The sequence below is a fragment of the Nonomuraea dietziae genome (assembly GCF_014195505.1).
Taxonomy (GTDB): Bacteria; Actinomycetota; Actinomycetes; order Streptosporangiales; family Streptosporangiaceae; genus Nonomuraea; species Nonomuraea roseola.
The window spans coordinates 1277214-1303622 of sequence record NZ_JACIBV010000001.1 but is presented as its reverse complement, the minus strand read 5'-3'; the positions used below and the strand labels follow the sequence as shown (position 1 = coordinate 1303622).

The window sequence follows — 26409 nt, the reverse complement described above, 5'->3', positions numbered from 1 at the left end:
CATGGGCTCCATCGTGCTCGTCGTGCGTCTGGTGCTGGCTGACGTGCGGCGGCACAAGGTCCAGGCCGTGATGCTCCTGCTCGCCGTCACCGTGGCCACCGCCACCCTGGCACTGGGCCTGTCCCTGCGCGGCGTGAGCGACGCGCTGTACGAGCAGACCCGCGCGGCCACCGCCGGGCCGGACGTGGTGGCGCTCTCCGGCGACACGGGCCCCGCCGTGACCTCAGCCCTGACCTCGCTGGCGAACGAGCCAGAAGTCATCGCCCACCATGGCCCCTATCGCATCGTCTACGCCGACCTCACCACGCGCGATTCCACCGCGTCCCCGGTGGTGGTGCACGGCTTCGCCGAGAGGCCCGGCACGGTCAACCGGCCGCTGGTGACCTCGGGGCAGTGGGTACGCTCCGGCGGCACGGTCCTCGAACGCGGCTTCGCCACAGCGCTGGGCGTCGGCGTCGGCGACCGGGTCACCATCGCCGGCCGGTCGTACCCCGTCGTCGGGATCGCCGTGACCGCGGCCACCTCCATCTACCCGTGGGCGGCGCAGATCGGCCCGGGCGGCGGCCCCAGCGACTACAGCGGCCTGGCCTGGATGACCCGATCAGATGCCCGGACACTGGCGTCGTCCCACGATCTCCCGGTGACCTCGGCCATGGACCTCAGGCTGCGCGACCCCGAGGCCACGCAGGCCTTCCTCGACGCCCACCACGACTCCGCCATGACCTTCCACTCCTGGCAGTTCAACGCCAACCAGGACCTGGTCATCCTCAGAGACAGCCAGCCGATCCTGGTCGTCGGCAGCTGGCTGCTCAGCTTCCTGGCCATCACCGGAGTGGCGGCGCTGGCCGCGGGACGCGCCGTCGAGCAGACGCGCCGGGCCGGGCTGCTCAAGGCCGTCGGCGCCGCCCCTGGTCTGATCGCCGCCGTCCTGCTCACCGAGTACCTGGCGCTGGCGCTGGTCGCAGACGCGCTGGGGCTGGTGATCGCCCGCCTGACCGTGCCCGCGATCGCCAGCCCCACCGCCAGCCGGATCGGCGACGCGGTCGGGCTCGGCGGCGCCATCGTTGCCGCGGCGACCGTCCTCGCCGTGGCGGTGGCGATGCTGTCCACCCTGCGTCCCACGCTATGGTCCATGCGTACGGCGACCGTCACGGCGCTGTCCGCCACGGCGCACCAGCCCCGCCACCGGCCCTGGCTCACCGCGCTGTCCGCGCTGCTGCCCACGCCGCTGCTGCTCGGGCTGCGGCTGACCGCCCGCCGGCCGGGCCGCGCCGTGCTGCAGGCGTGTTCCACCGCCACCACAGTGATCGCGATCGTCGCCCTGCTGACCCTCTACGCCCAGCCGGAGAGGGGCTACGGCCTGGACGGCTCCTCCGCCCTGCCCAACCTGCGCGGCGAGCACGACCGCCGGCTGATGCTCGCCGTCACCATCCTGCTGATCACACTGGCCGTCGTGAACACCATCACCTTCACCTGGACCACTGCCATGGAGGCCCGGGCGAACATGGCCGTCGCACGTACGCTCGGCGCCACCCCGGGACAGGTCTCCGCGGGACTGTCCACCGCCCAGCTCCTGCCCAGCCTGCCCGGCGCCATCATCGGCGTCCCTCTGGGCATCGGCCTGCTCTCGCTCTTCGCCGCCAGGAACGCGGTGGAACCCCCCGCCTTCTGGCTGCTCGGCGCCGCGCTCGCGACTGTCCTGGCGACGGCGGCGCTCACCGCCCTGCCCGCCCGCCTGGCGGCCCGCCGGCCCGTGGCGCAGGCCCTCAGCGCGGAAACAGCGTGATCGGCCCTTTCCGGAGGGCGGCGTACCGGCGGAGCGGTGAAGGCGGTCCTCCAGGAGGCCGCAGACGCCGCCGAGCAGGCCCAGCCGAAGGCCGGTAGCAGCACGAAGGCCCGCCGCGCGGCGGGCCTTCGTCATGGCGGGAGATCAGCCGCAGTGCACGTTGTCGAGCTCGCGGGTCACCCAGGCCGGTACCGTTCCCGCAACGTCAATGCACTGCCCGGGCGCCGAGACGTACACCGGGCCCGCGTAGTAGGTGAACTCCCCGGCATTGGTCTGTTCCCCGCTGCCGTCGCCTCTCGAGATCGTGACTCGCTTCCAGCTCCTGGTGTTGGCGTAGGGGCCGTAGCCGTAGGTCAGGGCGCAGTTCTTTCGGGCGCTGGAGCTGTAGTACACCTCCAGCGTGCCCGTGCGGGTCCCGTCTCCTCTGGAGATGGGGTAAACGCCGACCCTGGAGTAGCTGCTGCCACAGGGGCCGGCGGCGCTGGCCGGAGCGGCGCCCACCACCAGCGTGGTAGAGACGGCAAGGGCCGCGCCGGCCAGGAGGGTCGCCAGCTTACGTGTGCGCACGAATGTCCTTTCGATGGCCATTGGTGTGATCATGACTACCACCGGCTGTCGGCCCCCACCCACGAGTCGTGCTCAATGTGACGGGTCGCACTTTCGAGACGGGCCATCGGGTTCGGCCGCATCCCGGAAGCACACGGCCGCCGTGGGGCAGGGAGGTAACCGTACGATCCAGGCACGGCCCGCGCACTCAACCCGCCAGCTCCGCCAGCCACGGATGCCCGGGGTGCACGCGCTCCAGCTACTCACCAAGGAGGTCCCGCCGTGCCCGGCCCAGCAGCGGCAACACCCCGTCGAAGTCCGCCTGATCCTTGGGCCGCGACGCCTTCGCCTTGAACAGCAGCACCACCTCCGGCACCAGGTACGGGATCCCGTCTGCCGTCCTCTCGATGATCGCGTCGTAGGGCAGCCGCAGCCCCTCGTCACGTCGGCAGATCCACGTCCCGCCCTCATGCGGCTCGCGGGCGCCGGCCAGTGCATCGGCGCCGGCGTTGCGGCCTTGCGGGATGCCTTCGTTGACCGGCAACGTCACGACTCGCACGCCGGCGGGCACACCGTGAGTGCGCTGAGCGATGCGGCGAGCTCTCCCAGGAACCGCATGTCGGAGGCATCCGAGATCGGGCGACCCGGCAGCTGAACCGTGCGAGCAGGCGCACGCGACAAACGCCCAATCTGACATTTCCTGGTATTTAGAGGATGCTGCTACGTCTCCTGTGTGTGAAGTGACGGAGGGGATGGGTGTACACGCAGCCGACGTACGAGGTCGACACGGTTCTCGCGGCGAGGAGTGGTGACGGCGCGGCCGTCGATGAGCTGGTCAGGGACCATCTGCCGCTCGTCTACAACATCGCGGGCCGCGCGCTCGACGGGCATCCCGACGTGGACGACGTGGTCCAGGAGACCATGGCCAGGGTCGTGGGCGGGCTGCCGGGTCTGCGTGATCCGGAGAGCTTCAGGTCGTGGCTGGTCGCCATCACCATGAGCCAGGTGCGGGACTGGCAGCGCGCCCGTACGCCCGCCGACTCCGTCCTCGACGAGGTGCGCGGCATGGCCGACGCGGGTGCCGACTTCGTCGGGGTGACGGTCATCCAGTTGGGCCTGTCAGGGCAGCGCAAGGAGACCGCTGAGGCGACGCGCTGGCTCGATCCCGACGACAGGCAGGTGCTCTCCCTGTGGTGGCTGGAGGTGGCGGGCCGGCTGAGCAGGGCCGAGCTCGCCGCGGGGCTGGGGGTGAGCGAGCAGCACGCGGCCGTGCGCGTCCAGCGGATGAAGCGTCGTCTGGAGGGCTCGCGCGCGGTGGTGCGGGCGGTGTCGGCGTCACCACGTTGCGGGGCGCTCGCCGAGGTGACGATCGGCTGGGACGGCGCGCCGAGCTCTTTGTGGCGCAAGCGGATCTCCAAGCATGTGCGAGAGTGCGGCACCTGCGCCGACCAGCGAGCCGACCTCGTGCCCGTCGAGGGCCTGCTCGCCGGGCTCGGCCTGGTGGCGCTCCCCGCAGGACTCTCGCTGGGCCTGCTGGTCAAGGGCAAGGCGGCGACCGCCGCCGGGTTGGCGGGCACGTCGCTGGCCACCAAGCCGATCGCGGTGGCCGCGATCGGAGTCACGGTCATCGCGGGCGGCGCGGCGGTCGTCCAGACCCTCCCGCCTGACCAGGCGCCCAGGCCGCGAGCCGTAGCCTCCTCTCCTGCGCCCACGCCGGCGCGAGCCTCGCCGACCGCTGCCGTTCCGTCCTCGCCCCCGCCTGCCGCCTCGCCCACGCCGACCCCTGCCAGGACCCGCACGCGCAGCCGCTACGGGAGCGTGGTCGACGTCGTCGACAACGCTCCGCCCAGGAACCGCCCGCCCGCCCCGCTGCCCGAACGCGCCGCCGGAACGCTGAGAATCAGCGGGAAACACGGCTATTCGCGGCACGGCGGCGCCCCCCACATGACGCACCGCGGGGACTTCATCACGATCAGCGGCAAGGGCTATATCGGGGTGAGGTGGGGCATCCTCTACCGCAACAGGATCGGCCACTTCCCGCCCGCCACCTGGACAGGGCTCAAGGGCAGGCTGTTCCACGTCGCCTCGGGCGGCGGCCGGCGCATGGACGACGAGCAGGCGCCAGGCGTCACCTGGATGGGCGCTCCCGACACCGGCGTCGTCAGGCTGCCCAAGGGCCACCAGCAGATGTGGCAGAACGAGTTCTACTACCTCGACGGCAGCGTCACCCTGCACAACAACGAGGGCGGCACCGACGTCGACCTGTCGGTGGCGCCCAGGACCTGGCGCGAGGTCTGGGCGGACCTCACCGCCAGGCCCGATCCGGCCAAGGGCATCGTCCGCTACGGCCTGACCCGTGACACCGGTGACGACCGCGCCCCCGTCCCCCAGTACGTCACCAGGGCCCGGCCGGCCGATCCCCACCGCGTCCCCCAACGCAGTCAGGTATGAATCCCGATTTTGTGTTATCCGCAACCGGTTCTCTCGTCTCCTGTGCCGAAGTGACCGTGACGAAAGGACTGAGATGATCACGCAGACCAGCCGGCGCAGCCTGCTCAAGGCGGCCCTGATCGGCGCCGGAGCCGCCGTTGTGCTGCCGCCCGCGGCCCGCGCCGAGGCCGCGGGCTTCCGGCATCCAGGACTGCTGCACACCCAGGCCGACTTCGACCGGATGGCCGCTCAGGTCAACGCCGGCGCGCAGCCGTGGAAGGCGGGATGGGACAAGCTGGTCGCCAACGGGCGCTCCAGGAGCACGTGGACGCCTCGCCCGCTCGCCACCGTCATCCGCGGGGGGACAGGGCAGAACGTCGGCCAGATGTGCGTCGACGTGGCCGCCGCCTACCAGAACGCGCTGCGGTGGAGGATCAGCGGCGAGAAGGCACACGGCGACGCCGCGACGAGGATCCTCAACGCCTGGTCAGGCAGCCTGCGGACGCTCACAGGCAACGCCGACCGCTTCCTTGCCGCGGGGATCCAAGGGTGGCAGTGGGCGAACGTCGCCGAGATCATGCGGGGCTACCCGGGCTTCGACTTCGAGCGCTTCGCCTCGATGCTGGTGAAGGTCTTCTACCCGCTGAACGAGCAGTTCCTGACCAGGCACAACGACGCCTGCGTCTCCAACTACTGGGCCAACTGGGACCTGTGCGCCATGGCCTCTGTCCTGGCCATCGGCGTCCTCACCGACGACGGCGCCAAGGTCAGCCGGGCGGTGGAGTATTTCAAGCACGGCGCGGGCAACGGCTCGATCATGCGCGCGGTGCCCTTCCTGCACCCCGGCGGGCTCGGGCAGTGGCAGGAGAGCGGTCGCGACCAGGGGCACAGCAGCCTCGGCGTCGGCCTCATGGGCGTGATCTGCGAGATGGCCTGGAACCAGGGCGTGGATCTGTACGGCTACGCCGACAACCGCTTCATGAAGGGCGCCGAGTACGTGGCCAAGTACAACCTCGGCCACGACGTACCGTTCACCACCTACAGGTGGGAAAACGGCAGGAACTGCGCGCCGCAGCAGCAGACGACCGTCTCGGCGGCGGGCAGGGGCATGAACGACCCGGTATGGGCCCTGGTGTACAACCACTACGTCGTGCGCAGGGGCCTGGACGCGCCCCACATCAGCGCGTACGCCGAGCGGCTGGCGCCGGAGGGCGGCGGCGGAGACTACGGAGGCAGCAAGTACGACCACCTCGGATTCGGCACGCTGACCTTCACCAGGAACCGTCCTGCGGGCGCACTGCCGATCGGGGCGGCCAGAAAGCTGCGGCCGGTCAACCTCACCGGCGCGTCGGTCGGCGAGCGCGACGGCCTGGGCCATCTCGACAGCACGGCCATCGCGTTCACGATCGTGCCTGGACTCGCCGGTGAAGGCTACTCCTTCGTCGCCCCCGACGGCCGTTACCTCAGGCACAGGAACTACAGGATCCGTTTCGACGCTCCGAACGGGACCGACCTCTTCGAGCGCGACGCGACCTTCCTGGCCAGGGCAGGCTCCACGAGCGGCTCCGTCACGCTGGAGTCGGTCAACTACCCGGACCGGGTCGTCCGCCACCGCCATCGCCAGCTCTGGCTGGATCAGCGTCAGGACACGCCGGCCTTCCGCGCCGACAGCTCCTTCACCGCCGTGCCGTAGCGACGCCTGCCGAAGACCGCCCAGCCGGTGGCCGTACGGGCCGCGTGGCGTGGTCGGCGACGCGGTCGGCGGACGCCTCACCGACGCCCGGTGAGACTTCCACCCCCCGGGCCCGAGACAAGGCTCTCGGCACCTGAGGTGTCCGAGAGCCGGAGGCCCTGGTGCGGTCCTCGGCGGTTCGCACTAGTCAGGGACCGGTGTCGAGGGCTGCGTGGCCTGCCTGACGCGGCGGGCGATCACCGCGTACGTCTGGCGGGCCTTGTCGGCGTCGTTCAGGTCGTAGCCGTGGTCGGCCTGCGGCACGTCACGGTGCTCGACCAGCGCGCCGGCCTGCCGCAGGCGCCGCGCGTACCGCTCGCCCTCCGCACGGAGGCGGTCGAATGCGGCGGTGAGGACCAGAGCGGGCGCGATCCCTGTGAGGTCGGCCGTGTCCGCCGGGTTGGCGGGCGAGACCAGGCGGTCGGCGCGCGCATCCCGGTGCGGCACGTAGGCGCTGTCGAAGACCTCGCCCATCCACGGGCGCAGCATCGGTTTGTCGATGGTCGAGCGCTTGTCCCCGGCCGGCGTGGCCAGATCCAGGGGCGGGTAGTGCAGCACCTGCAGGGCGATCGGCGGCCCGCCCTGCTCCAGTGCCTGGCGCGCCACCGCCGCGGCGAGCCCGCCGCCGGGCGCTCTGACCCCCGACCGTCAACCGCCCGCCGTCCCACCCGTGCTCCGCGCCGTGCTCGGCCACCCACCGGACGACCTCGAAGGCCTGGCACGGCGGTGCGGGAAACGGATGCTGCGGCGCGACCACGTAGTCGACGTTGACCACCACCACCTCGGCCTCGGCGGCCAGATACCGGCACAGCGGGTCGTCCAGCCGCACCCCCCGCATGACGAACCCGCCGCCGTGGAAGTTGACGTGCACCGGCGGGCACGGGCCCTGGCCGGCAGGGCGGTAGACGACCGCACGCGCCGGCGCGATCGACGTCGGGATCATGATGTCGTCCGTGTTCCCCGCGAACTCCGGCACCGTCATCCCCCTGCGCCGGGCGACCATGTCGAGGGTGACGGCGGCCAGGCCCTGCATCACCCGCGCCACAGCGGCGGCGACCCAGGGCGTGCCGAGAACCGACATGTCCGTCCTCTCTCGATGCGGTATCCGAAGGGATCGCCAGCGAGCCGTCCGGTCCGCGCGGCCCTCCCCGGGCTCATTGTCCCGCCACCTCCGGGGGCTGGTCGGCGACCGTGACCTTCAGCAGCGCGGAGGAGGTCAGCACGGTGCCCAGTGGCGCCTGGGCCGCGGCGGCGTCCGAGACGACGCTGCGCCTGCCGAGGTAACGGTAGGTCGAGGGGTCGAAGATGTATTCCTCCTGGATGCCGCGCCCCGGGTTGGCCCTCGCCGCCGCGACCCCCGTGCGGCCCGCCGCGTCGACGGCGCTGTCGACGGTGGTGACCCCCCGGATGGCCGCCGCCGCCCTGAACAGCGCGGCGCGCTGCGCCCTGGGCAGGTACGCCTCCGCGAGCATGCCGCCGACCCGGTTCCACGCTTCGGCGTCGGCCTCGGGGCCGCTGCCGAGCCCGGTGTAGAGGTGCCGGTACATCCGCTCGGGCTGCGTGGGAAGGCGGCTCAGGTAGGCGTAGTCGGTGCGCAGGTGCTCGGCGCGCTGGTCGAAGTCGGCGAGCTTCTCGGGCCCGCTGCGGCCCGGGCTCGCCACGGCGTGCGAGGGGATCGGCCAGCCGGGGTAGGGCCGGGGATCGAGGGCCTGGCTCTCGATGAAGCCGCCCGTCGAGTCGCCCTCCACGGGAAGCCACACCTTGCGCTCGGAGCGGGACAGGTACCGGTGATGGCCGGCGGCGTCGTTGACCTCGGCGGGATCCATCGTCCGCGACTCGAAGACCAGGAACTGCCCGGGCCTCGGGCGCAGCTCGGGAAACTCCTCCACCCGCCTCGCGGCCGTGGTGAGCACCTCCTCCGCGCTCGCGGGCATGGTGTGGATCACCGTTGGCGCGCTCGCTCCGGGCGTGAGGACGGCCACGGCCGCCGCGCTCGCCGCGACGGCGACCAGCCCCGCCGCGAGTCCGAGCCTGAGCCTGCCGGGGACGCGCGGTCTCCGCGCGGGGCCCTTCGGGGTCGGATCGGCGATGGCCGCCAGCAACCGGTCCTGCTGACCACGGAGGTCGTCCAGGCCGGGACGCGGGATCTCCGAGCGGAACCTCTCCAGCTGGGTCATCTCATTCATAGACCGGCTCCTCACTGACGGTGGCCATCGGGTCGTACGCGCCGAGCGCCTTGCGGAGTCTGAGTCGGGCGCGGTTGACGCGCGAGCGCACCGTACCGAGGCGGACGCCCAGGGCCTCGGCCGTCTCGGGATAGCTCAGGCCCGCCCACGCCACCAGCAGCAACGTGTCGCGCTGCCCTTCGGGCAGGGCCGCCAGCGCGCCCGCCAGACTGCGGCGGGCGGCCTCCGCGCTGACCCGCTCGTCGCTGCGCTCGGCGAACGAGGCCGTCACCGGGTCGGCGCCGGTGCGCTCCACCACGCGCAGCTGGCGCACCTCGGCGCGCACGTGCCGGCTCATCAGGTTGGTCGCGATCCCGTACAGCCACGGCCGCGCGTTCGGGCGCGCCAGGTCGTAGGAGTTCCGCTGCCTGAAGGCCGCGAGGAAGGTCTCCGCCGCCACGTCGTCGGCAGCGTCCTCGCCCAGCCTGCGGGTGACATAGCGGGTGATGTCCGGCGCGTGCCGGCGGAAGACCTCGGCGAAGGCCTCTGGCTCGTGCAGGGACCTGGCGATGACTGAGGCGTCATCGCCCTCGGGCCCGCTCGTTTCACTCATTCTCGGCCTCTCGGCTCTGGATCGGGTCACCCGTTGTTGCCGATCCGGGCGCGAGCGGTTCCCTCCACCTCAGGGAGCGGCCCGCCTCAGGGAGAGACGTGCTTGTGATAGTGGCCGGCGGTGAGCTCGCGGACCTCCACCGTCGTCTGGACGGTCTCCGCGACGTCCTTGCGATGCCGGACGGCCAGGTCGAGAACGGTCTGGCCCAGCAGCCTCCTGGTCTCCTCGCTGCGGCCGGGCAGGATCGCCACCTCCACGTGGATCATGGCATGGGAGGCCGCCCCGTCACCGATGACGCCCTCGTCGATCCGGTGGAAGCGCGTCTTGAAGCTGTCGAGGTCGGAGTCGATGAGCGCGCCGGCAGTCGTGTGGACGGCGAGCGCGAAGGCGCGGCGCTCGAACGCGTCGTCCAGCGCCGCGGAGTACTCGACGGTGATCTGGGGCATGGGCATTCCTCGTCAGGTGGTGAGCGGATGCTCGGCACCGTAGCGGACGCGGAGGCTCGGGCGGGCGTCGCATGGGCCCGCCCCGGCGATTGTCGCCGCCATGCCGGCCGCCTTGACGCCGGGTGCGACCTGACAGGACAACCGGGTAGGGGAGTCACACGACGGCGACGGCGTCGATCTCGACGAGGACCTCGGGGCCGGCCAAGCCGGCCACGACGTGGACCGTGATGGCCGGGGGCGGGTCGGCCCGGTTCCACACCTCCTGGAAGGCGGCCACACCCTCGTCGAAGGTGGTGCCGTCGACCACGGCGATGCGCCAGTGCACGATGTTCGCCAGGCCGGCCCCCTCGCTGTCCAGGATGGCCGCGAGGTTGCGGAACGCCTGCCTGGCCTGCTCGCCGACCGTGGGACCGACGACCTTACCGTCGGCGCCGACGCCGTTCTGCCCGCCGATGTAGATCGTCTTCGTCGGCTGTTCGACCACGACGGCCTGGCTGAAAGCCGGGCTGCGATGGAGCCCCTCGGGGTTGATGTGCCGTACACCCATGTGCTGCCTCCTTCGACGGTGAAACCATTTAAAGCGGTTTCGTCTGACACCAGTTATAGTGGTTTCATGCGAGCGAGCGCAATCGGACGGGTGCTGCGCGATCCCAGGGGCGGGTCGTTCAGGTTCGACGCCGGCGCCGTCTGCCTGGACTTCGCCCACACGGGCGGCGAGGGCAGGTACGCGGTGTTCGAGACCCTCCACGAGCCTGCCGACCTCGGCGAATGGCTGGCCCAGCCACCGCTGGCCGCGGTCATGACGACCCCCGTGACGGCCCGCGAGCTGACCGCGGCCAAGGCCCTCCGCCAGGCGATCTGGGACGCGGCGCACGCCCAGGCCGCGCGTCGCACCCTCCCCGCCGAAGCGGTCGCGACCATCAACAGGGCCGCGGCCGTGGCGCCGCTGGTCCCCGAGCTGGCCGCCGACGGCACGGCCGCGGGCTGGGCGTCGCCGGTGCGGGCGACGCAGGCGTTGTCGACGCTGGCGCGGGAGATGATCGAGCTGCTGTCCGGGCCGTTCGCCGCGCGCATCCGCGAGTGCGCGAGCGACGACTGCCCGTTGGTGTTCGCCGACACGTCCCGTCCCGGCGCCCGGCGCTGGTGCGCGATGGAGCGCTGCGGCAACCGCCACAAGCTCCGGGCTCTCCGCGCCCGGCAGGCAGCCGATCCGTGACGCCTCCTCGGCGCGGCCGACCCCGCCCGTTCCCGCGCCTGGCGCGGGGGTGAAGGCGAAGGGCCCCCTCGGGAAGAGGGGGACGGTAGCTGATCTACATTGTAAAGGGCCCGGCCCGGGTGCCCGACGGCAGGCCGAACGTGCGGCGGGCCTCGTCCTCAGGGGAGGCCAGGTCGTCGCTGCGCAGACGAGAACGGCGCCAGTACTCGGCGGCGCCCCTCTCGGAGAGCATCCGGCCCACCGAGGGCGCGAAAGCCGCGCCGTCGGCGGGCTGCTCGACGCCGGTCACCTTTCCGCCGTCGAGCGTCACGACGAGGGGGCCCGATCGGCCGCCGCCCATCAGCAGGTCGCCGCCGCGCCTGGCGTACTCCCCGCAGGCGGCCACGAGGCCGATCCGCGTGGAGGAGCCGGCCCGCGTGGTCTCGATCACGCTCTCGGTGCAGAACCAGCGTGGCCCCAGTTCGCCGGGGATGGTCTTCCAGGTGAGCTCCGGCGAGGTCTCCAGGTGCCTGTCGATGCTCGGGAGGGCCGTCGCGGCGAGCGCGCCGTCGACGTGGGGCGGCCGTGGCCAGAACCGCCACGACTCCTGCCAGCCCACGAACGCGGCGATCGCCACGACTCCCGCGACGATCGCCGCGGGCCTTGCTCTGACGCGCCTCATGTGACCGCATTCCGTCTGGAGAGCCGTGGTGGGTGCGTCAGTGATCGTATGCCCGGGAGGGGACGGCGGTCCCGGCCACTCGGGAGCGACCGGAGCCCCCGGGAGGTCTCGGTCGGCCTGGGCCGTGGCTCCACCGCTCCGATCGGCCTGCGGCTATTGTGGGGCTGGTGCGGGTAGCGACCTGGAACGTGAACTCGGTCAAGCAGCGGATGCCGCGGCTGCTGCCGTGGCTCGACGAGCGGCAGCCCGACGTCCTGTGCCTGCAGGAGACCAAGCTGGCCGACCAGGCGTTCACCGAGCTGCTCGGACAGGAGCTCGGGCGCAGGGGCTACGAGGTCGCCCTCCACGGCGAGGTGCAGTGGAACGGGGTGGCGCTCCTTTCCAGGGTCGGGCTCGACGACGTGGTGAAGGGGCTCGCGGACGCGCCGGGGTTCCCCCATCCCGAGGCGCGGGCGGTGGCCGCGACGTGCGGCGGGGTCAGGGTCCACTCGGTGTACGTGCCGAACGGGCGCACGCCCGACTCCGACCACTACCACTACAAGCTCGCCTGGCTGGCCGCGCTGCGTGACGTGGTGAGCGCGGGTCCGGAGAGCGCGCTCGTGTGCGGGGACGTGAACATCGCCCCCGCCGACGCGGACGTCTTCGATCCCGACGCCTACATCGGCCAGACCCACGTGACCCCGAGGGAGCGGGCGGCCCTGGCCGAGCTGGAGGCGCTCGGCCTGCGCGACGTCGTGAGGGAGCGCTGGCCGGCCGAGCGGGTGTTCACCTACTGGGACTACCGGGCCGGCATGTTCCACAAGGACCTCGGCATGCGGATCGACCTGGTGCTGGCCTCGGGCCCGGTGGCCGACAGGGTGCGGGCGGCATGGGTCGATCGGCACGCGCGCAAGGGCACGGGGCCCAGCGACCACGCCCCCGTCATCGTCGATCTCGACGTGGCGCCCGACGGGGACATCGGGCCCGTCGTGCCGCCGCCGTCCGCGCCCGCCGGCAGGAGAGGCTCCGGCAGGAAGCTGCCGCAGTCGCCGTGATCCCCGCCTGAGCGCCCTAGAAGCCGGGGCTCAGCGGGTGGAACGGGCGCGCCGCCGTACCCCGCGCAGCGCGAGCGCACCGACGGCGAGCAGGGCGACGCCGACCGCGACCCAGCCGGCGCCGAGAGCCGCCACCCACCCCGCGAGCACCCCCTGGACGGCTGTCGCGGCGCCGACGACCGGGTCGTCTGCCGTTCCCCCGGCGAAGACGCGCCGCTCGTACCAGCCGTAGTACATGACGTACAGCCCGGCCGCCACGAGCAGGGCGCCGCTCGCTCTCGACACGTACGGCAGCAGCCGCCGAAGTCTGGCCACCGCGGCCGCCCTGGCCAGCGCCACCGCCATGGACAGCACGCCGACCACCACGCCCATGCCCAGCGCGTAGGCGACGAAGGCCGCCACGCCGCCCGGCACCCCGGCCCCCGACAGGGAGGCCGAGGTGACCGCGAGGAACGGCCCGACCGTGCATGACAGGGAGGCGACCGCGTACGACACGCCATAGACGTACAGGGACAGGGGTGAGGTGGTGGGGCGGCCCGTGCCCAGGCCGGGCAGGCGCAGCAGCAGCTCGCGCCCTGTCAGCAACCAGAGGCCCAGCCCGATCAGGAGCGCTCCGACGGCGAGCGTCACCCAGGGCAGGTAGCGGCCGACCGACACCGCCAGCGCCGTGATCAGCAGCCCGAACAGGCCGAAGACCGTGACGAACCCTGCGGTCATGGCGGCCGACAGGCTCAGCGCCCTGGTGAAGGGCCCGCCGCGCGCCGTTCCGCCGTCGGCGACCAGCAGGGCGAGATAGGCCGGCAGCATCGCGAAACCGCACGGGTTGAAGGCGGCCACCGTGCCGGCGGCGAACGCCAGGGCCAGCGGAAGCTCGGATGCCTGCATGTCGCGCGCCTAACGGCCGAGGAGTCGCTGCACGTGGCCGTCCAGGTCGCCCTGGCTGAGGGGGCCCGTGGCCTTCGTCGTGGAGCCGTCAGGCTTCATGAACACGAAGGTGGACTGCTCGCTGACGCCGAGCTTCGTCCACACCGCGCCCTTGGCGTCCGCCAGGTGGGTGACCTCGCCTGTGCCGGTGCCCTGGACGAACTCCCGCATGGCCGCCTCGGTGTCCAACCCGGCCACGCCGACGAACGCGACCTGGTCGTAGTCGGCGGCGGCGGCCTTGACGGCGGGCGCCTCCGAACGGCACTTGGGGCACCACGGCGCCCAGAACCAGAAGACCACGGGCTTGCCCGCCAGGCTCGCGCCGTCGAAGCGCTGCCCTTTCAGCGTCGTTGCCGAGAAGTCGAGGGCTGAGGGGACGGCCGCCGTCGCCACAGGGGCGTCCGAAACGGCCGGCGTGGAGGGAGGGGTGGAGGCCGGGGCGGCCGCCGACGGCGCGTCGTCGCGCATGGGGGCTGCGGCCTCACCTGGAGCCATGGTGCCGCAGGCGGTCACCAGCAGGGTGCCCGCGATCAGAACGGCTGCCGCTCGCACTGTGATCATGTGTTCAGCGTAGAAGCGTTCCGCCCGGCCAATTCTTACGAGCTCGTGACGGCGTGCCAGGCCGGCCGGTCATGCGGGGACGCGCATCGTCGAGAGCGCTTCGGTGAGCCGTCCGAGCTCGTCCAGCATGCCGTCGGCCGCGGCCGCCAGCTCGTCGTGGGCGGTCACGCGACCCTCGGCGTCCAGCATCGTGCGACGGAAGATGGTCACGGCGTTGCCCGCGGGGACCATGCGCAGCTTGACCACCACCGGCTTGATCATCTCGACCGCGCGCATGCCGCCCGACATGCCTCCGTAGCTGACGAAGCCCACGGGCTTGTACGCCCACTCCCTGTAGAGGAAGTCCAGGGCGTTCTTCAGCGGCGCGTTGAAGCAGTAGTTGTACTCGGGCATCACGAACACGAACGCGTCGGCGGCGTCGATCGCCGCGCTCCACAGCTTGGTGTGCCGGTGCACGTACCGCCCGGTGGTGGCGTCCTCGGGCTCGTCGAGGAACGGCAGCCCGACCTCCGCCAGATCGAGGAGCTCGACGTCGAAGCCGCCGTGACGGACGGCGTGGGCGTCGACCCAGTCGCCGATGGCGCGTCCGATGCGGGTCGGCCTGGTGCTGGCGACGATGATCTTCAGGGTAGGCATGACCTGCGCTCCTCCATGCTTGGTTTACGTGTAAACCACACTGTCACGAACTTGGTTTACATGTCAACGAGCGCTAGGATGGGCGCCATGGCCGAACCACGCTGGCTCGACGATCGACAGTCCCGGGCCTGGCTCGGCTACCGGCGGATGCGCCTGCTGCTCGATGCCCAGATCTCCCGCGACCTCCACCGCGACTCCGGGCTGTCGGACGCCGACTACGACGTCCTGTCCGCCCTGACCGCCAGGCAGGACAGGCGCTGGAGGCTGCAGGAGCTGGCCGATCGCATGCTGTGGTCCAAGAGCCGCCTGTCCAGGCACATCAGCCGGATGGAGGAGCGCGGCCTGGTCTCCAGGGAGGAGTGCGCGACCGACGGCAGGGGCGCGGTCATCGTCCTGAGCGAGGGCGGCTGGCGCGCCATCCAGGAGGCCGCCCCTCCACATGTCGAATCCGTGCGCCGGCACCTGATCGACCTGCTGACCGACGAGCAGCTCGACGCCCTGGGCGACATCTCCGACATCGTGCTGAGCAACCTCGCGAGCGACGACGCCTGACCGGGGAGCGGGCGCGCTGGCACACTCGGGCCATGGAGATCAAGGCGGTGCCCGCCGGCCGGGCACACCTCAGGAACGCGGCCCGTGTCGTGGGCCCGCTGTGGGCGGTCGAGGTCGGGCGGGCGGGGCCGCCGAGGATGCTGCTCAGAGAGGGCACGAGTCTCGAGTTGCACGACCTGGACGCGTTCTTCGGCGCGCAACCCTCGTTGATCAGCGCCTTCGCGGTGCCGTGGCCGGACGAGGAGTCGTGGGAGGCGGCGGTCAGCCCCGACGGCGACGTCGGCGTGTTCTGCAACGACGAGGCCGTCCGAGCCGTCACCCCCACCGGCGCGGTGCTGTGGGAGCACCGCGGTCACCGGCGCCACTCCCGCAAGGAGAACCGCTCCTCGTGCCGGGTCAGCGACGACGGCCGGCACGTCTGGGCGATGCTGCCGGGCCCGCCGAGCTCGGGGGTGTGGCGCGACGACGGCGCGTTCGACGGCACCCCCTACCGGGGCGACGAGTGGCTCGTGCTGGCGGCCGACACCGGACGGGTCGTGGCGCGGGAGACTCTGGGCTGCGCCGCCGTCGGCGGCGGGCACCTGCCGCACGCCGACGGGCGGCACATGGGCCTGGGAGTCGGGGAGGGCCAGGACGGCCTGCACGTGTACTGGGGCCGGCTGGAGGAGGACGGCCTGCGCGTGTGGAAGCACGAGGACGACTACCGCATCCTGCTCGACGTCCATCCCAGCGGGCTGTCCTATCTCAGTTACGCCCCGCCGGACGAGATCGCCTGGCACTCCTTCCCCGGCGGGCTCATCATGCGCAGGCTCGACGCCGCTGACGCATGGCGTCCGGCCACGGGCGAGGCCTACTGGGACGGCGCCGGCTACGTTGACGCGGACACCGTGATCGCTACCGCGACGCTCTACGCCGAATCGCCGCAGGACGCCAGGCACATCCTGATCGACGCTGTCAGCGGCCAGGTGCGCGGAGAGGTGCGCTACCCGATGCCCCCGCACGAATCCGCGTACCCGCTCGGGGACGGCACCTGGCTCACCGCCGAGGGCGACACCCTCTTCCGCTGGACGTACAGGTGAACGGATCAGCGCGCGCCCCGTGTCGGTCCGACCCGGCGGCAGGATCAGGCGGAGGGCGGCGCGAGGTCGAGCGCCCGTGCCACCCGTTCGAGGACGTCGTCCCAGGGGCGGGCGGGAACGACAGGCACCCCGGCCGCTTCGGCCTGTGCGGCCAGCCAGTCGCCGTACAGGCGGCTCACCATGGCCCGCCCGTGCTGCGCCCCCGCCGCGGGTTCGCGAAGCAGGTAGTTCTCGGCGATCTGCTCCTCGTCGCCCTCGTGCAGGAAGACCGCTCGCACGCCGTCCAGCTCCGCGGCCGTGGACGGCAAGAGGTAGTCGCCTTCGACGATCACGGGCGTCATGGTCTCGAGATGGTTGGCGACCACCGCCCGCACCGCCGGGACGAGGGCGCGCGCCACGGAGATCTGCATCTCCACGATCCGTTCGGGCGGCAGGTGGGCGGCCTCAGGGTTGGCCCGCCAGTAGTGCAGCGCGGGCAGCTGCTCGGGCGTGGTCATGGCCTGCAGCGCCTCGACGATGTCGTCGATCTCGACGATCGGTGATGCCAGGCGGCGCGCCAGGGGATAGGACACCTGGCTCTTGCCGGTCCCCGAAGCGCCGCCGAGCAGGATGACAGGGGCGTCGTTCACCCGTGGACCCTATCCGAGGAGCTCACCGGGCCGGTCCCCGACCGGTGGCGAAGACGACCTGCTGCCCAGGTTCCTGCCGGAGTTCCGCCTCTCGAACGCCAGGCTCGACCTCGGCGGCATGGTCCTGGTCTCACAGCCCCTGTCGCGAAGCGGGTGCTCAGGCACGGCCGCCTGCCCTCGCCTGACCTCGGCTCAAGGTCGGCCACCGCCGCCGGTCGCGGACGCCGCCAGGCCGAAGGCGAAGTGCTCGCGCAGGTGCGGCACGAGCTCGCCTGCGCGCTCGTCCACGAAGAACAGCCTGCCGCCCTCGATCTCGACGACCTTGCGCACGCCCGGAATGGTGTCGCGCAGCCACCCTGCCCAGTGAAGCTCGAAGAACGGGTCGCCGGTGCCCCATGCCACCAGCGTGGGCACGGCCAGCTCGGCCAGTTCCCGCTCGATCGCGACGAGGTGCTCGGCCCGCAGGCCGACCAGGAAGCGCTCGAAGGCGCGTCCGCGTTCAGGGTCGCCGAAGATCGGCCTGACGAACCGCTCGACCAGCCCTTCGGGGTCGTCGATGCGCTCGTAGCTCGCCGCGAACACGCCCTGCACCAGCAGCGAGGGCTGATCGAGCAGCGTCGCGGTGAGCGGCGCGAGCCCGCCCCGCGCCGCGAGCTCGACCGTGGGCCTGAACGGCTCGGGCGGCAGGTTGTCGTGCACGTCGCAGTTGGTCAGGGTGAGCGTGCGCAGCCGCTCGGGGTGCCTGACCGCGAAGACCTGCGCGATGGCGCCGCCGCTGTCGTTGGCGACCAGGTCCACGCGGTCGAGGCCGAGGTCGGCGCAGAACTCCTCGATCACCTCGGCGAGCGCGGGGAGCGAGAGGTCCTCCCTGACCTCGCTCTGCCCGTGGACCGGCAGGTCGAGGGCGACGCACCTGCGCTCCTCCCGAAGCGCGGCGATGACGTTGGCCCACAGGCCCGAGCCGGTGCCCGCGCCGTGCACGAACAGGGCGACGGGCCCGTTCCCCTCGTCGAGGTAGGAGATGCCGTGGTGCGTTCTCATCGCTGCCTCCATTACAAACCGACTGTCGGTCTAGAAAATTACCGACTGATAGTCGGTATGTCTAGAGTGGTCGCATGAACCTCAAGGCAGAGCGGGGCGCCGCCACTCGCGACAGGGTCCTCGGCATCGCCACCCGCCTGTTCTCCGAGCACGGCTACGACGGCACCTCGATCGAGATGGTCCTGCACGAGTCGGCCCTGAGCAGAGGCGCGCTCTACCACCACTTCGCGGGCAAGGACGCGCTGTTCGAGGCGGTCTTCGAGGCCGTGGAGACGAGGATCGGCCGCGAGATCGCCGCGACCGTGACGAGCGGGGCCAGCGCCGAACAGGCGCTGCGTGAGGGCAGCCTGGCCTGGATCAGGCTGGCGGGCGACAAGGTCATCCAGCGGATCGTGCTGATCGACGCCCCCTCGGTGCTCGGCTGGGAGAAGTGGCGCGAGCTGGAGGCGCGGCATGCCTTCGGCATGCTCAAGCGCACGCTCAGGGCCACACGAGCCGTGCGGGAGGAGTACCTGGAGATCCACGCCCACATGCTGCTGGCGGCGATCAACGAGATCGCCCTGCTGGTGGCGAGGACAGGGCAGACGGAACAGGCGGAGAGGGCGGTCGAGGACTTCCTCGCCCGCCTGCTCGACGGCGAACGGCCGGGCCAGGGACCAGGCGCACTCGCGGCCTCTGACCTGGCAGAGCGTGACGCTCCTACGACGACCTGACCCCTGCGCAGGCCACCCCGGCCGCCAGGGGGAGCACCGCCCAGCCCGCGAGCACCGCGAACGCCGTCCAGGCCGGCATGATGTCGGGCGCCTGCTCGATCAACTGGAGCGCGGGATAGGTCGGCAGGAACAGGTTGATCGCCTCACCCCATGGCAGCACGCGGGCGACGAACGGCAGCAGGAGCACGATCGCGACCAGCGCGGCGGTCGCCACGGCCCCGTTGCGCAGGATCGCGCCGAGCGCCAGCCCGAGCAGCGTGGTGGTCACGATCATGAGCGTTCCTCCGGCGATCACCTGCCAGGCCTCCGCGGGCAGCGCCGACGGGTGGAACCGCGCGGCCACCAGACGCCCGTAGAGATAGCCGGGTACCGCGATGAGCACCGAGCAGACGAGCGCGGCCCCCGCTCAGCACCACCGCCTTGGCCAGCAGGACCCGCGTCCTTGACGGGGTGGCCACGAAGGTCGTGTCGAGCATGCCCGACGCGTGCTCGCCGGTGATCGTCATCGTGCCCAGCATCCCGAGGGGGAGCTGAGCCAGGATCACCCCCACATAGACGGCGACGACGATCCCCATGGCGGCCTGGTCGGGCGTGCGGCCCGGATCCCAGCGTGAGATGACCGTGGCGGCGCCGAACACGGTGAGCGTCAGCGAGACGACCACTCCGGCGCCCAGCGCCCACCAGGTCGACCGCAGCGTCCGGAGCTTGATCCACTCGGCCGCGATCGCGTTCACCGCTCACCGCCCGCGATGACCCGCATGAAGACGTCCTCCAGCGAGACGCCTGGCCTCACCAGGTCGGCGACGCCCGCGTCGGCCAGCAGCCTGCCTCGCGCGAGGATGATCAGGTGGTCGGCCGTGAGGGCCATCTCGCTCATCAGATGGCTCGACACCAGGACCGTCCGCCCCTCGGCGGCCAGCGACTTCAGCAGGCCGCGCGTCCAGCGGATGCCCTCGGGATCCAGCCCGTTGGTCGGCTCGTCGAGCAGGAGCACCTCGGGATCGCCGAGCAGCGCCGCGGCCATTCCCAGCCGTTGCTTCATGCCGAGCGAGAAGCCGCCGATCCGCTTGCGGCCGACGTCGCCGAGCCCGACGAGTTCGAGCAGCGAGCCGATGGAGCGCGGCGAGATGCCGTTGGAGCGCGCCAGCCACCGCAGATGCTGCTCGGCGCGGCGGCCGCCCTGCACCGCGGTCGCGTCCAGCAGCGCGCCGACGTGGGTGAGCGGCCGTCTCATGCTCCGGTACGGCACGCCGCCGACGAGGGCGTGTCCCGCGGTGGGCCGGTCGAGGCCGAGGATCAGCCGCATGGTCGTGGTCTTGCCCGCGCCGTTCGGTCCGAGGAAGCCGGTGATCCTGCCAGGCGGCACCTGGAAGGAGAGATCGTCCACGGCGGCGGCCGGTCCGAAACGTTTGGTGAGCCCGGTTACTTCGATCATGCGTTCCACGATCGGCGGGACACGGCCCCTCCCGCATCAGTCCTGGGACAGATGCGGGCGACAGGGCGCGCGGTTAGGTTCGAGGCGTGCGCGAACAGATCCGTCCCCCGCTGCTGAGCCGGGTGCCGACCTGGGCCTGGGTGACGGTCGACGTCGGGATCGCCGCCTTCTTGGCGGCGGCTTTCGTCGGGCTCGCCACCACGAGGAACGACGTGCCTCCCGATCTGCTCGACTACGCCGCGGCTCTGGCCACGAGTCTTCCCATCGCGGTCAGGCGGTTCTGGCCGCGCGCCGTGTTCGTGATCGTCCTGATCGGCGGGCTTGGCATGCGGGAGTTCCTCCTCCCTCATGCCGACTTGCTCTGCCTGCCCCTCGCGCTGTACACGCTGGCCACCCGCAGGAGCACCGTCGTCGCGCTGCTCGCGGCGGCCGCGGTGGGGGCGCAGGGCGTGGTGGAGTCGCCCTTCACGGGGATCGTGCGCGAGCGGCTCGGGCTGGTGCTGGCGATCCTGGTCGCCGCATGGGCGGTCGGTACGGCGGTGCGGCAGCGCAGGCTCTACACCGAGCGGCTCGCCGTCCACGCGGAGGAACGGGCGCGGGCGGAGGCCGCGGAGGAGCGGCTGCGCATCGCCAGGGAGCTTCACGACGTCATCGGCCACAGCCTCAGCACGATCGCCGTGCAGGCGGGGGTGGCGGGCCACGTGGGCAGGGCGGAGCAGATGAGCCGCACGCTCGCCTCGATCGAGGAGACCAGCAGGTCGGCGCTGCGCGAGACCAGGCGGCTGCTCGGCGTGCTGCGAGATGACGGCGAGGCCGAGTTCGCCCCGGCTCCGGGGCTGGCCGATCTCGCCGCGCTGGTCGAGCGGACCAGGGCGGCGGGCCTGGAGGTGGAACTGGCGATCGACGCCGACGTGGGGGAGGAGCTGGAGCTGACCGTCTACAGGATCGTGCAGGAGGCGCTGACCAACGTGCTCAAGCACGCGGGAGCCCGCCACGTCCGCGTGCGGGTCGAGCGGCAGCGGGACGGGCTGGTCGTGGAGGTGACCGATGACGGCACCCGCGGACAGGAGCGGCCGTACGGGCACGGACTGACGGGGCTGCGCGAGCGGGTGCGCGCCTTCGGCGGCCAGTTCGAGGCGGGCGCGCGCCCTCTGCGCGGCTTCCGCGTCAAGGCAAGGCTGCCGCTGTGACCAGACTGAACGCTGTGACCACACTGAACGCTGTGATCGGACTGGGCGCCGGGATCGGGCTGGGCGCCGTGATCACGGATGGCGCCGGGGTCGGGATGGGCGCTGTGACCGGGGTGGCGCGGTGATCACCGATGGCGCTGTGACCAGGGTGCTGGTGGCCGACGACCAGCCGCTCATCAGGGAGAGCTTCCGCCTGCTGGTCGACAGCGCGCCGGGATTCGTCACGGTCGGAGAGGCCGCCACGGGCGAGGAGGCGGTGCGACTGGCCGCTCGCGACCGTCCCGACCTGGTCCTCATGGACGTGCGCATGCCGGTGATGAACGGCATCGAGGCCACGCGCCACATCTGCGCGGGCCGCCCGGGCACGCGCGTGCTCATCGTGACCACGTTCGACCTCGACGAGTACGTCTACGGAGCGCTGCAGGCGGGCGCCGCGGGCTTCCTGCTCAAGGACACCCCGCCGGCCGACTTGCTCAGAGCCGTCGAGGTGGTCGCCTCAGGCGAGTCGCTCCTGGCGCCCACCGTCACGCGGCGGCTGATCGAGCGGTACGTGAGCCCGGCGCCCCCGGCCACCGCCCCGCCCATCACGGAGCGCGAGCGCGAGGTGCTCGTCCTGGTGGCCAGGGGCCTGTCCAACGCGGAGATCGCCGAGCGGCTGTACGTCAGCCTCGGCACGGTGAAGACGCACGTCAGCCATCTGCTGACCAAGCTCGACGCCCGCACCCGCGTCCACCTGGTCATCGCCGCCTACGAGGCGGGGATCGTCCGCTAGCGGGGCGGCGAACAGCGAGCCGGCTCAGCCGGTGGGTGCGTTGCCGGGGGACATGGTGCGGTGGAGCTCCTGCATCATCCGCAGATGCTTCTCGATCACCGGGGCGGCGTCTACGGCCAGTTGCTTGACCGCCGTCTCGGTGCCGGTGCTCTGCTCGTCCTGGCCGAGTCGCAGCGTCTTCTCGTGGCCCTTGATCTGCATGTCGACCCAGGCCGCGTCGAAAGCCTGGCCAGACAGCTCCGACACCTTGCGCAGCTCGGCGGCCATCTGAGGATCGGGCTCGTCGGGCAGGCTGATGTCCAGCTGTTCGGCCACCTTCTTCAGGTCCGTGTCCAGCTTGGTGTGGTCGGTGACGAGCTGTTCACCCATCATCCGGACGTCCTCGCTGGACGCCTTCTCCTGCGCGGCACGGCCGGACGCGATCTCAGCCAGGTTGCCCTGGTGCGCCATCCGGAGATACTCCTCGTCCTGCGGCCCCCGAACAGCGGCCGCGCTCGCCGCCGGCAGCAGTACCAGGACGGCGGCCAGCGCCGCCAGCCACCCGACCGCCAGCCGTGATAGCAGATTCGTCATGATTCCCCCGATTGGTCATGGCCGAAATCGGCTCCAGGGGTCGACCACTACCCGGCACCCAGGCTCGTTAACAAGGACGTGGCGTCCCCGACGATGGCGGCGAGCTGCTGGTGATCGCCGGCGAGGGGGTGCGATCGCGGCCGCTGGTGATGCCAGGTCCAGGACTTCGCCATGCCAGCACTCTGACAGCGTGATTCAAGAAAGCGTCAAGTGCGCGTCCTTACGGTGCCGCTGTCGCATTCAAGATCCAGAAGGAGATGCTCCTTGCCTCGTCTGTCACTGCTCGGTGGCGTGCTCGTCCTGGCCGCCACCACGATCGTGACCACCTCCGCGCCCGCCTCGGCCGACCCCGAGCAGCCGGACGCCGTCGCGGCCGTCTCGGGCTGCTGGGGCGACGCGGGAACCGTCGGCCCCAACCCGCACGGCTACAGCTACGGAGCGGCGAAGTACTGCCACAACTTCCGTGGCGGCGACGTCTACAAGGCACAGTACGGTTCCTTCACCGTCCCCGTCGGCTACCTCAACGCGGGCACGAACTGGTTCGTCTGCCAGGTGCGCAACAACGAGAACCCGCCCGTTCCCGAGGGCTACCGCAACAACATCTGGCTCTACACGCAGGCCGACCGCGCCTACGAGGGCACCCAGCGCGGCTGGGGCGAGTTCCCCGCCAACCGGGTCTCCTCCTCGACGGGCGACTATGAGCCCATCCCCGGGCTGCCGTGGTGCCACGAGGTCAGGCCCCTGTGACGAGAGGCCGGGCCTCGCACCACTGAGGCCCGCCGCTCACACGGCCGTCGCCTGCCCCTGCTCGTGCAGGGGCAGGCGACGGCGGGGCACGGGGGCCGACCGCAGGCTCGAGGTGGTCGTCCTGACGTGCGGGCTCACTCGATGACGGACGCGGCGCTGCGGCGGGGGCCGATGTATCGCCACAGGAAGCTGGTCAGCACCGCGAGCCGGTTGCGCCCGCCCAGGAGATAGGCCACGTGCAGGCCGATCCAGGCCAGCCAGGCCACCAGGCCGTGGAAGGTCCAGCCGTTCTGCAACTGCAGCACGGCCTCGCCGCGGCCGACCGTCGCCATGATGCCGGGGTCGCGGTACTTGAAGGGCTCGACCCGGCGGCCCAGCGCCGCCGCGACGATCTGACGGCCCACGTGCGCGCCCATCTGGAGGGCGGGCTGCGCGAGCTGCGGTGGCGCGTCCGGCGGGCCCGCGAGGTCACCGGCGACGAAGATCTCGGGATGGTCCTCGAGGTTGAGCGCCTGCGTGACCGAGATTCTGCCCCCTCGGCCCTGCGGCAGGCCCCACTGGGCGACCGACCTTGGAGCGGTGACTCCCAGTGCCCAGACGGTGACGTCGCTGGGCAGGCGGGTGCCGTCGGCCAGCACGACCGCGTCGGGCTGCACTTCGGCCACCGTGGCGCCGAGCCGCAGGTGCACCCCGCGCTTGCGCAGAGCGCGCGCGGCCTGGTCGCGCAGCCTTGGCTTGTACGGCGAGAGCACGTAGTCGAACCGCTCGACCAGGGTGACGCTCGTCTGTTTGAGCGACAGCTCAGGAAAGGTGAGCGGGATCGTGCGGCGGCGCAGCTCGGCCAGCGTGCCGGCCATCTCCACGCCGGTGGCTCCGCCGCCGACCACCACGACGTGGACGCTGTCGCGCTCGCCGGTAGCCGCCTCCTCAAGACGGCGCTGCAGCAGCTTGCGCAGCGTCACCGCGTCGTGGACCGAGTAGATGGGCAGCGCGTTCTGCTCCGCCCCCTCGATGTTCAGCCAGTTCGTCGTGACGCCGCTGGTCAGCACCAGGTAGTCGTAGTCGACGCCGGTGCCGTCGTCCAGCTCCACCCACCGCTCGCCGGCCCGGATCCCGGTCACCGCGGCTCGCCGGGTGCGTACCGTCCGGTACCTGGCGGCGAAGGCGCGCATGGGGAACGACACGTCACCGGGACCGAGCCCCGCCGTCGCCACCTGGTAGAGCAGGGGCTGGAAGGTGGTGTAGGGGTTACGGTCGATCAGGGTGACCCTGGCCCCCGCGCGAGCGAGTTGCCGGGTGGCGGCGAGGCCGGCGAAGCCGGCCCCGACCACGACGACGTGCGGGCCGGTGGAGCGCGAGTGCGTGACGGTCACAGGCTGTCCCTCCGCTGCGAGTGCTGCTTCAGGTGCATATGGCACACAGGGAGCCGTCTAAACCCGCATCTCCTGTCCGGGGCTCGAAGCGTCTTTGGGAAGTCCGGGGTAGCCGCGCGAGACGACCACGGCGTGCCTGTCGTATGTCCGAGGCAGGCTCGCCGCCGGTCGGCGAGCCTGCCTCCTGGTCAGTTGCGCGCCTGGTCGGCGGGCTCGGACACGGACGGCTCGACGGCCTGGCGGGTGTCGCGCCTGGACCTGAGCAGGCTGGCCACCGTCGTGACGGCCAGCACGGTGACGATGACGGCCAGCGAGATCCAGTTGTTGATCTCAGGGACCCAGGTGACGTGCTCGCCGCCGTTGATGAACGGCAGCTCGTTCTCGTGCAGGGCGTGCAGGACGAGCTTCACGCCGATGAAGCCGAGGATGACCGCCAGGCCGTAGGTGAGGTAGACGAGTTTCTCCACCAGCCCGCCGAGCAGGAAATACAGCTGTCTCAGTCCCATCAGCGCGAACGCGTTGGCCGCGAAGACCAGGTAGGCGTCCTGGGTGATGCCGAAGATCGCGGGGATCGAGTCGACCGCGAAGACCAGATCCGCGCCGCCGATGGCGATGATGACGATGAACATCGGGGTCAGCAGGCGGCGGCCGTCCTGTTTGATGGTCAGCCGTGAGCCGTGGTAGTCGTCGGTGACCGGGAACAGCCTGCGCACCAGCCGTACGACGCCGCCGTTGGGGTCGTACTCCTCGTCTTCCTTGCTGTTGAAGGCGAATTTCCACGCGGTGTAGATGAGGATGCCGCCGAAGAGCCAGAACACCCAGCTGAAGCGCTGGACGGCCTGCGCGCCCACGCCGATGAAGATCCCGCGCATGACCAGCGCCATCACGATCCCGATGAGCAGCACGCGGTGCTGGTGGATCGCGGGCACGGCGAAGTTCGCCATGATGAGCATGAAGATGAACAGGTTGTCGACGCTCAGCGTGTACTCGGTGATGTAGCCGGTGAGGTAGGAGGCCGCCTGGTCATCGCCGGCGAAGATCCACACGCCTGCGCCGAAAGCGACGGCACAGCCGATGTACAGGGCGATCCACCGCGCCGACTCGGCGATCGTGACCTTGTGGGGTCTTCTGTTGACGATGATCAGATCGAGGAGGATGAGTCCGAGCAGGGCGGCGAGGGTGGCCGCCCACAGCCAGGCGGGCACGGACATAGGTGGGGGCATGAGCGCTCCTCCGACTTGGCGTTGACACGTCCGTCGGAGGTCTTCTCCGCCCGCGGCGTCGCGGACCGACCGCACCGGGCCCCGAGGGTGGGTCCGTGATGACGACGCGGCCGCGAAGGAGTACTCCCCTCCACTTCGCCTGCGATCATACATACCGAATGCGGTGGCCCCTATCCCCCCGCCCGTCCTGACTCCGAAGCAAGGGCCGGGCGCCGCTCGCCGTCACCCCGGACGGAGCGGGCGAGCAACGCGCCGTCGTCGAGCGGGCTGACAACGGCCCCAAGGACGGACAGCGGACCGACCCTTGGCGTGTTTGCGCACTCCGAGGGGGG

Annotated in this window: 28 protein-coding genes and 2 pseudogenes; 11 read left to right on the top strand and 19 right to left on the bottom strand. The window is 71.5% G+C overall.

Annotation, left to right across the window (positions count from 1 at the left end):
* The first annotated feature begins 1 nt into the window (after position 1).
* Complete coding sequence (locus FHR33_RS06475) at positions 2-1786, top strand: ABC transporter permease (RefSeq protein ID WP_183644865.1); 1785 nt, start codon at positions 2-4, stop codon at positions 1784-1786.
* 144 nt (positions 1787-1930) lie between these two features.
* Here FHR33_RS06475 and FHR33_RS06470 read toward each other — a convergent pair whose 3' ends face one another.
* Positions 1931-2353: a hypothetical protein gene (locus tag FHR33_RS06470; protein ID WP_183644862.1), complete on the bottom strand. Its 423-nt coding sequence runs from the start codon at positions 2351-2353 to the stop codon at positions 1931-1933.
* Positions 2354-2591: 238 nt separating this feature from the next.
* Positions 2592-2882 (bottom strand): hypothetical protein, encoded by a 291-nt coding sequence (locus tag FHR33_RS06465; protein WP_221240962.1) that lies wholly within the window; start codon positions 2880-2882, stop codon positions 2592-2594.
* Positions 2883-3088: 206 nt separating this feature from the next.
* Between FHR33_RS06465 and FHR33_RS06460 the strand changes: the two genes are divergently transcribed.
* Both FHR33_RS06460 and FHR33_RS06455 read left to right on the top strand, forming a co-directional pair.
* Positions 3089-4783: an RNA polymerase sigma factor gene (locus tag FHR33_RS06460; RefSeq protein WP_183644859.1), complete on the top strand. Its 1695-nt coding sequence runs from the start codon at positions 3089-3091 to the stop codon at positions 4781-4783.
* Positions 4784-4856: 73 nt separating this feature from the next.
* Positions 4857-6455, top strand: a complete 1599-nt coding sequence (locus FHR33_RS06455) for an AbfB domain-containing protein (RefSeq protein ID WP_183644857.1) — start codon at positions 4857-4859, stop codon at positions 6453-6455.
* 183 nt (positions 6456-6638) lie between these two features.
* Here FHR33_RS06455 and FHR33_RS51615 read toward each other — a convergent pair whose 3' ends face one another.
* The 6 genes and pseudogenes from FHR33_RS51615 to FHR33_RS06430 form a co-directional block, all read right to left on the bottom strand.
* Complete coding sequence (locus FHR33_RS51615) at positions 6639-7100, bottom strand: alpha/beta hydrolase fold domain-containing protein (protein WP_312895391.1); 462 nt, start codon at positions 7098-7100, stop codon at positions 6639-6641.
* 82 nt (positions 7101-7182) lie between these two features.
* Positions 7183-7437: pseudogene (locus FHR33_RS53190) on the bottom strand (alpha/beta hydrolase); the annotation flags it as partial.
* 211 nt (positions 7438-7648) lie between these two features.
* Positions 7649-8680 carry a CU044_5270 family protein gene (locus tag FHR33_RS06445; RefSeq protein WP_246451697.1) on the bottom strand — a complete coding sequence of 344 codons (1032 nt, stop codon included), beginning with the start codon at positions 8678-8680 and terminating at the stop codon, positions 7649-7651.
* Complete coding sequence (locus FHR33_RS06440) at positions 8673-9272, bottom strand: RNA polymerase sigma factor (RefSeq protein ID WP_183644854.1); 600 nt, start codon at positions 9270-9272, stop codon at positions 8673-8675. The genes FHR33_RS06445 and FHR33_RS06440 overlap by 8 nt, the downstream gene beginning before the upstream one ends.
* Positions 9273-9358: 86 nt before the next feature.
* Positions 9359-9718: a 5-carboxymethyl-2-hydroxymuconate Delta-isomerase gene (locus FHR33_RS06435; protein ID WP_183644851.1), complete on the bottom strand. Its 360-nt coding sequence runs from the start codon at positions 9716-9718 to the stop codon at positions 9359-9361.
* Positions 9719-9872: 154 nt separating this feature from the next.
* Positions 9873-10265: a RidA family protein gene (locus tag FHR33_RS06430; protein WP_183644848.1), complete on the bottom strand. Its 393-nt coding sequence runs from the start codon at positions 10263-10265 to the stop codon at positions 9873-9875.
* Between the two features lie 66 nt (positions 10266-10331).
* On the opposite strand from FHR33_RS06430, the gene FHR33_RS06425 reads away from it, so the two are divergent.
* Positions 10332-10934, top strand: a complete 603-nt coding sequence (locus FHR33_RS06425; protein WP_183644845.1) for a CGNR zinc finger domain-containing protein — start codon at positions 10332-10334, stop codon at positions 10932-10934.
* Positions 10935-11028: 94 nt separating this feature from the next.
* Here FHR33_RS06425 and FHR33_RS06420 read toward each other — a convergent pair whose 3' ends face one another.
* Complete coding sequence (locus FHR33_RS06420; protein ID WP_183644842.1) at positions 11029-11595, bottom strand: hypothetical protein; 567 nt, start codon at positions 11593-11595, stop codon at positions 11029-11031.
* Between the two features lie 167 nt (positions 11596-11762).
* Between FHR33_RS06420 and FHR33_RS06415 the strand changes: the two genes are divergently transcribed.
* On the top strand, positions 11763-12629 hold the full coding sequence (locus FHR33_RS06415) for an exodeoxyribonuclease III (protein WP_183644839.1): 867 nt from the start codon (positions 11763-11765) through the stop codon (positions 12627-12629).
* Between the two features lie 30 nt (positions 12630-12659).
* On the opposite strand, the gene FHR33_RS06410 is transcribed toward FHR33_RS06415, so the two are convergent.
* The 3 genes from FHR33_RS06410 to FHR33_RS06400 form a co-directional block, all read right to left on the bottom strand.
* Entirely contained in the window at positions 12660-13514 is an 855-nt protein-coding gene (locus tag FHR33_RS06410; protein WP_183644836.1) for a cytochrome c biogenesis CcdA family protein, read from the bottom strand.
* A 9-nt stretch (positions 13515-13523) separates the two neighbouring features.
* Positions 13524-14114 (bottom strand): redoxin domain-containing protein, encoded by a 591-nt coding sequence (locus tag FHR33_RS06405; protein WP_183644833.1) that lies wholly within the window; start codon positions 14112-14114, stop codon positions 13524-13526.
* A gap of 69 nt (positions 14115-14183) precedes the next feature.
* Positions 14184-14750: an NADPH-dependent FMN reductase gene (locus FHR33_RS06400; protein WP_183644830.1), complete on the bottom strand. Its 567-nt coding sequence runs from the start codon at positions 14748-14750 to the stop codon at positions 14184-14186.
* Between the two features lie 87 nt (positions 14751-14837).
* Here FHR33_RS06400 and FHR33_RS06395 point away from each other — a divergent pair, with 87 nt between their 5' ends.
* On the top strand, positions 14838-15302 hold the full coding sequence (locus FHR33_RS06395) for a MarR family winged helix-turn-helix transcriptional regulator (RefSeq protein ID WP_183644827.1): 465 nt from the start codon (positions 14838-14840) through the stop codon (positions 15300-15302).
* A gap of 32 nt (positions 15303-15334) precedes the next feature.
* Positions 15335-16381, top strand: coding sequence for a hypothetical protein (locus tag FHR33_RS06390; protein ID WP_183644824.1), 1047 nt, complete (start codon positions 15335-15337; stop codon positions 16379-16381).
* A 44-nt stretch (positions 16382-16425) separates the two neighbouring features.
* Here FHR33_RS06390 and FHR33_RS06385 read toward each other — a convergent pair whose 3' ends face one another.
* On the bottom strand, positions 16426-17010 hold the full coding sequence (locus FHR33_RS06385; RefSeq protein WP_183644821.1) for a hypothetical protein: 585 nt from the start codon (positions 17008-17010) through the stop codon (positions 16426-16428).
* A gap of 192 nt (positions 17011-17202) precedes the next feature.
* A complete protein-coding gene (locus tag FHR33_RS06380; protein WP_221240961.1) occupies positions 17203-18051 on the bottom strand; it encodes an alpha/beta fold hydrolase in 849 nt (282 codons plus the stop codon).
* A 74-nt stretch (positions 18052-18125) separates the two neighbouring features.
* On the opposite strand from FHR33_RS06380, the gene FHR33_RS06375 reads away from it, so the two are divergent.
* Positions 18126-18764, top strand: a complete 639-nt coding sequence (locus FHR33_RS06375) for a TetR/AcrR family transcriptional regulator (protein ID WP_183644815.1) — start codon at positions 18126-18128, stop codon at positions 18762-18764.
* Here FHR33_RS06375 and FHR33_RS06370 read toward each other — a convergent pair.
* Entirely contained in the window at positions 18751-19146 is a 396-nt protein-coding gene (locus FHR33_RS06370) for a hypothetical protein (RefSeq protein ID WP_183644812.1), read from the bottom strand. The genes FHR33_RS06375 and FHR33_RS06370 overlap by 14 nt on opposite strands.
* 408 nt (positions 19147-19554) lie before the next feature.
* Positions 19555-20199: pseudogene (locus FHR33_RS06365) on the bottom strand (ABC transporter ATP-binding protein); the annotation flags it as partial.
* 86 nt (positions 20200-20285) lie between these two features.
* Here FHR33_RS06365 and FHR33_RS06360 point away from each other — a divergent pair.
* On the top strand, positions 20286-21389 hold the full coding sequence (locus tag FHR33_RS06360) for a sensor histidine kinase (RefSeq protein WP_183644806.1): 1104 nt from the start codon (positions 20286-20288) through the stop codon (positions 21387-21389).
* A gap of 124 nt (positions 21390-21513) precedes the next feature.
* Positions 21514-22161 carry a response regulator gene (locus tag FHR33_RS06355; RefSeq protein ID WP_376773280.1) on the top strand — a complete coding sequence of 216 codons (648 nt, stop codon included), beginning with the start codon at positions 21514-21516 and terminating at the stop codon, positions 22159-22161.
* A 24-nt stretch (positions 22162-22185) separates the two neighbouring features.
* Here the strand turns inward: FHR33_RS06355 and FHR33_RS06350 are convergent, their stop codons facing one another.
* A complete protein-coding gene (locus FHR33_RS06350) occupies positions 22186-22734 on the bottom strand; it encodes a DUF4142 domain-containing protein (protein ID WP_183644803.1) in 549 nt (182 codons plus the stop codon).
* 264 nt (positions 22735-22998) lie between these two features.
* Between FHR33_RS06350 and FHR33_RS06345 the strand changes: the two genes are divergently transcribed.
* On the top strand, positions 22999-23481 hold the full coding sequence (locus tag FHR33_RS06345; RefSeq protein WP_183644801.1) for a hypothetical protein: 483 nt from the start codon (positions 22999-23001) through the stop codon (positions 23479-23481).
* A gap of 134 nt (positions 23482-23615) precedes the next feature.
* Here FHR33_RS06345 and FHR33_RS06340 read toward each other — a convergent pair whose 3' ends face one another.
* Together FHR33_RS06340 and FHR33_RS06335 are read right to left on the bottom strand one after the other, a co-directional pair.
* On the bottom strand, positions 23616-24854 hold the full coding sequence (locus FHR33_RS06340; RefSeq protein WP_183644798.1) for an NAD(P)/FAD-dependent oxidoreductase: 1239 nt from the start codon (positions 24852-24854) through the stop codon (positions 23616-23618).
* Between the two features lie 188 nt (positions 24855-25042).
* Entirely contained in the window at positions 25043-26077 is a 1035-nt protein-coding gene (locus tag FHR33_RS06335) for a TerC family protein (protein WP_246451696.1), read from the bottom strand.
* Positions 26078-26409: the final 332 nt, after the last annotated feature.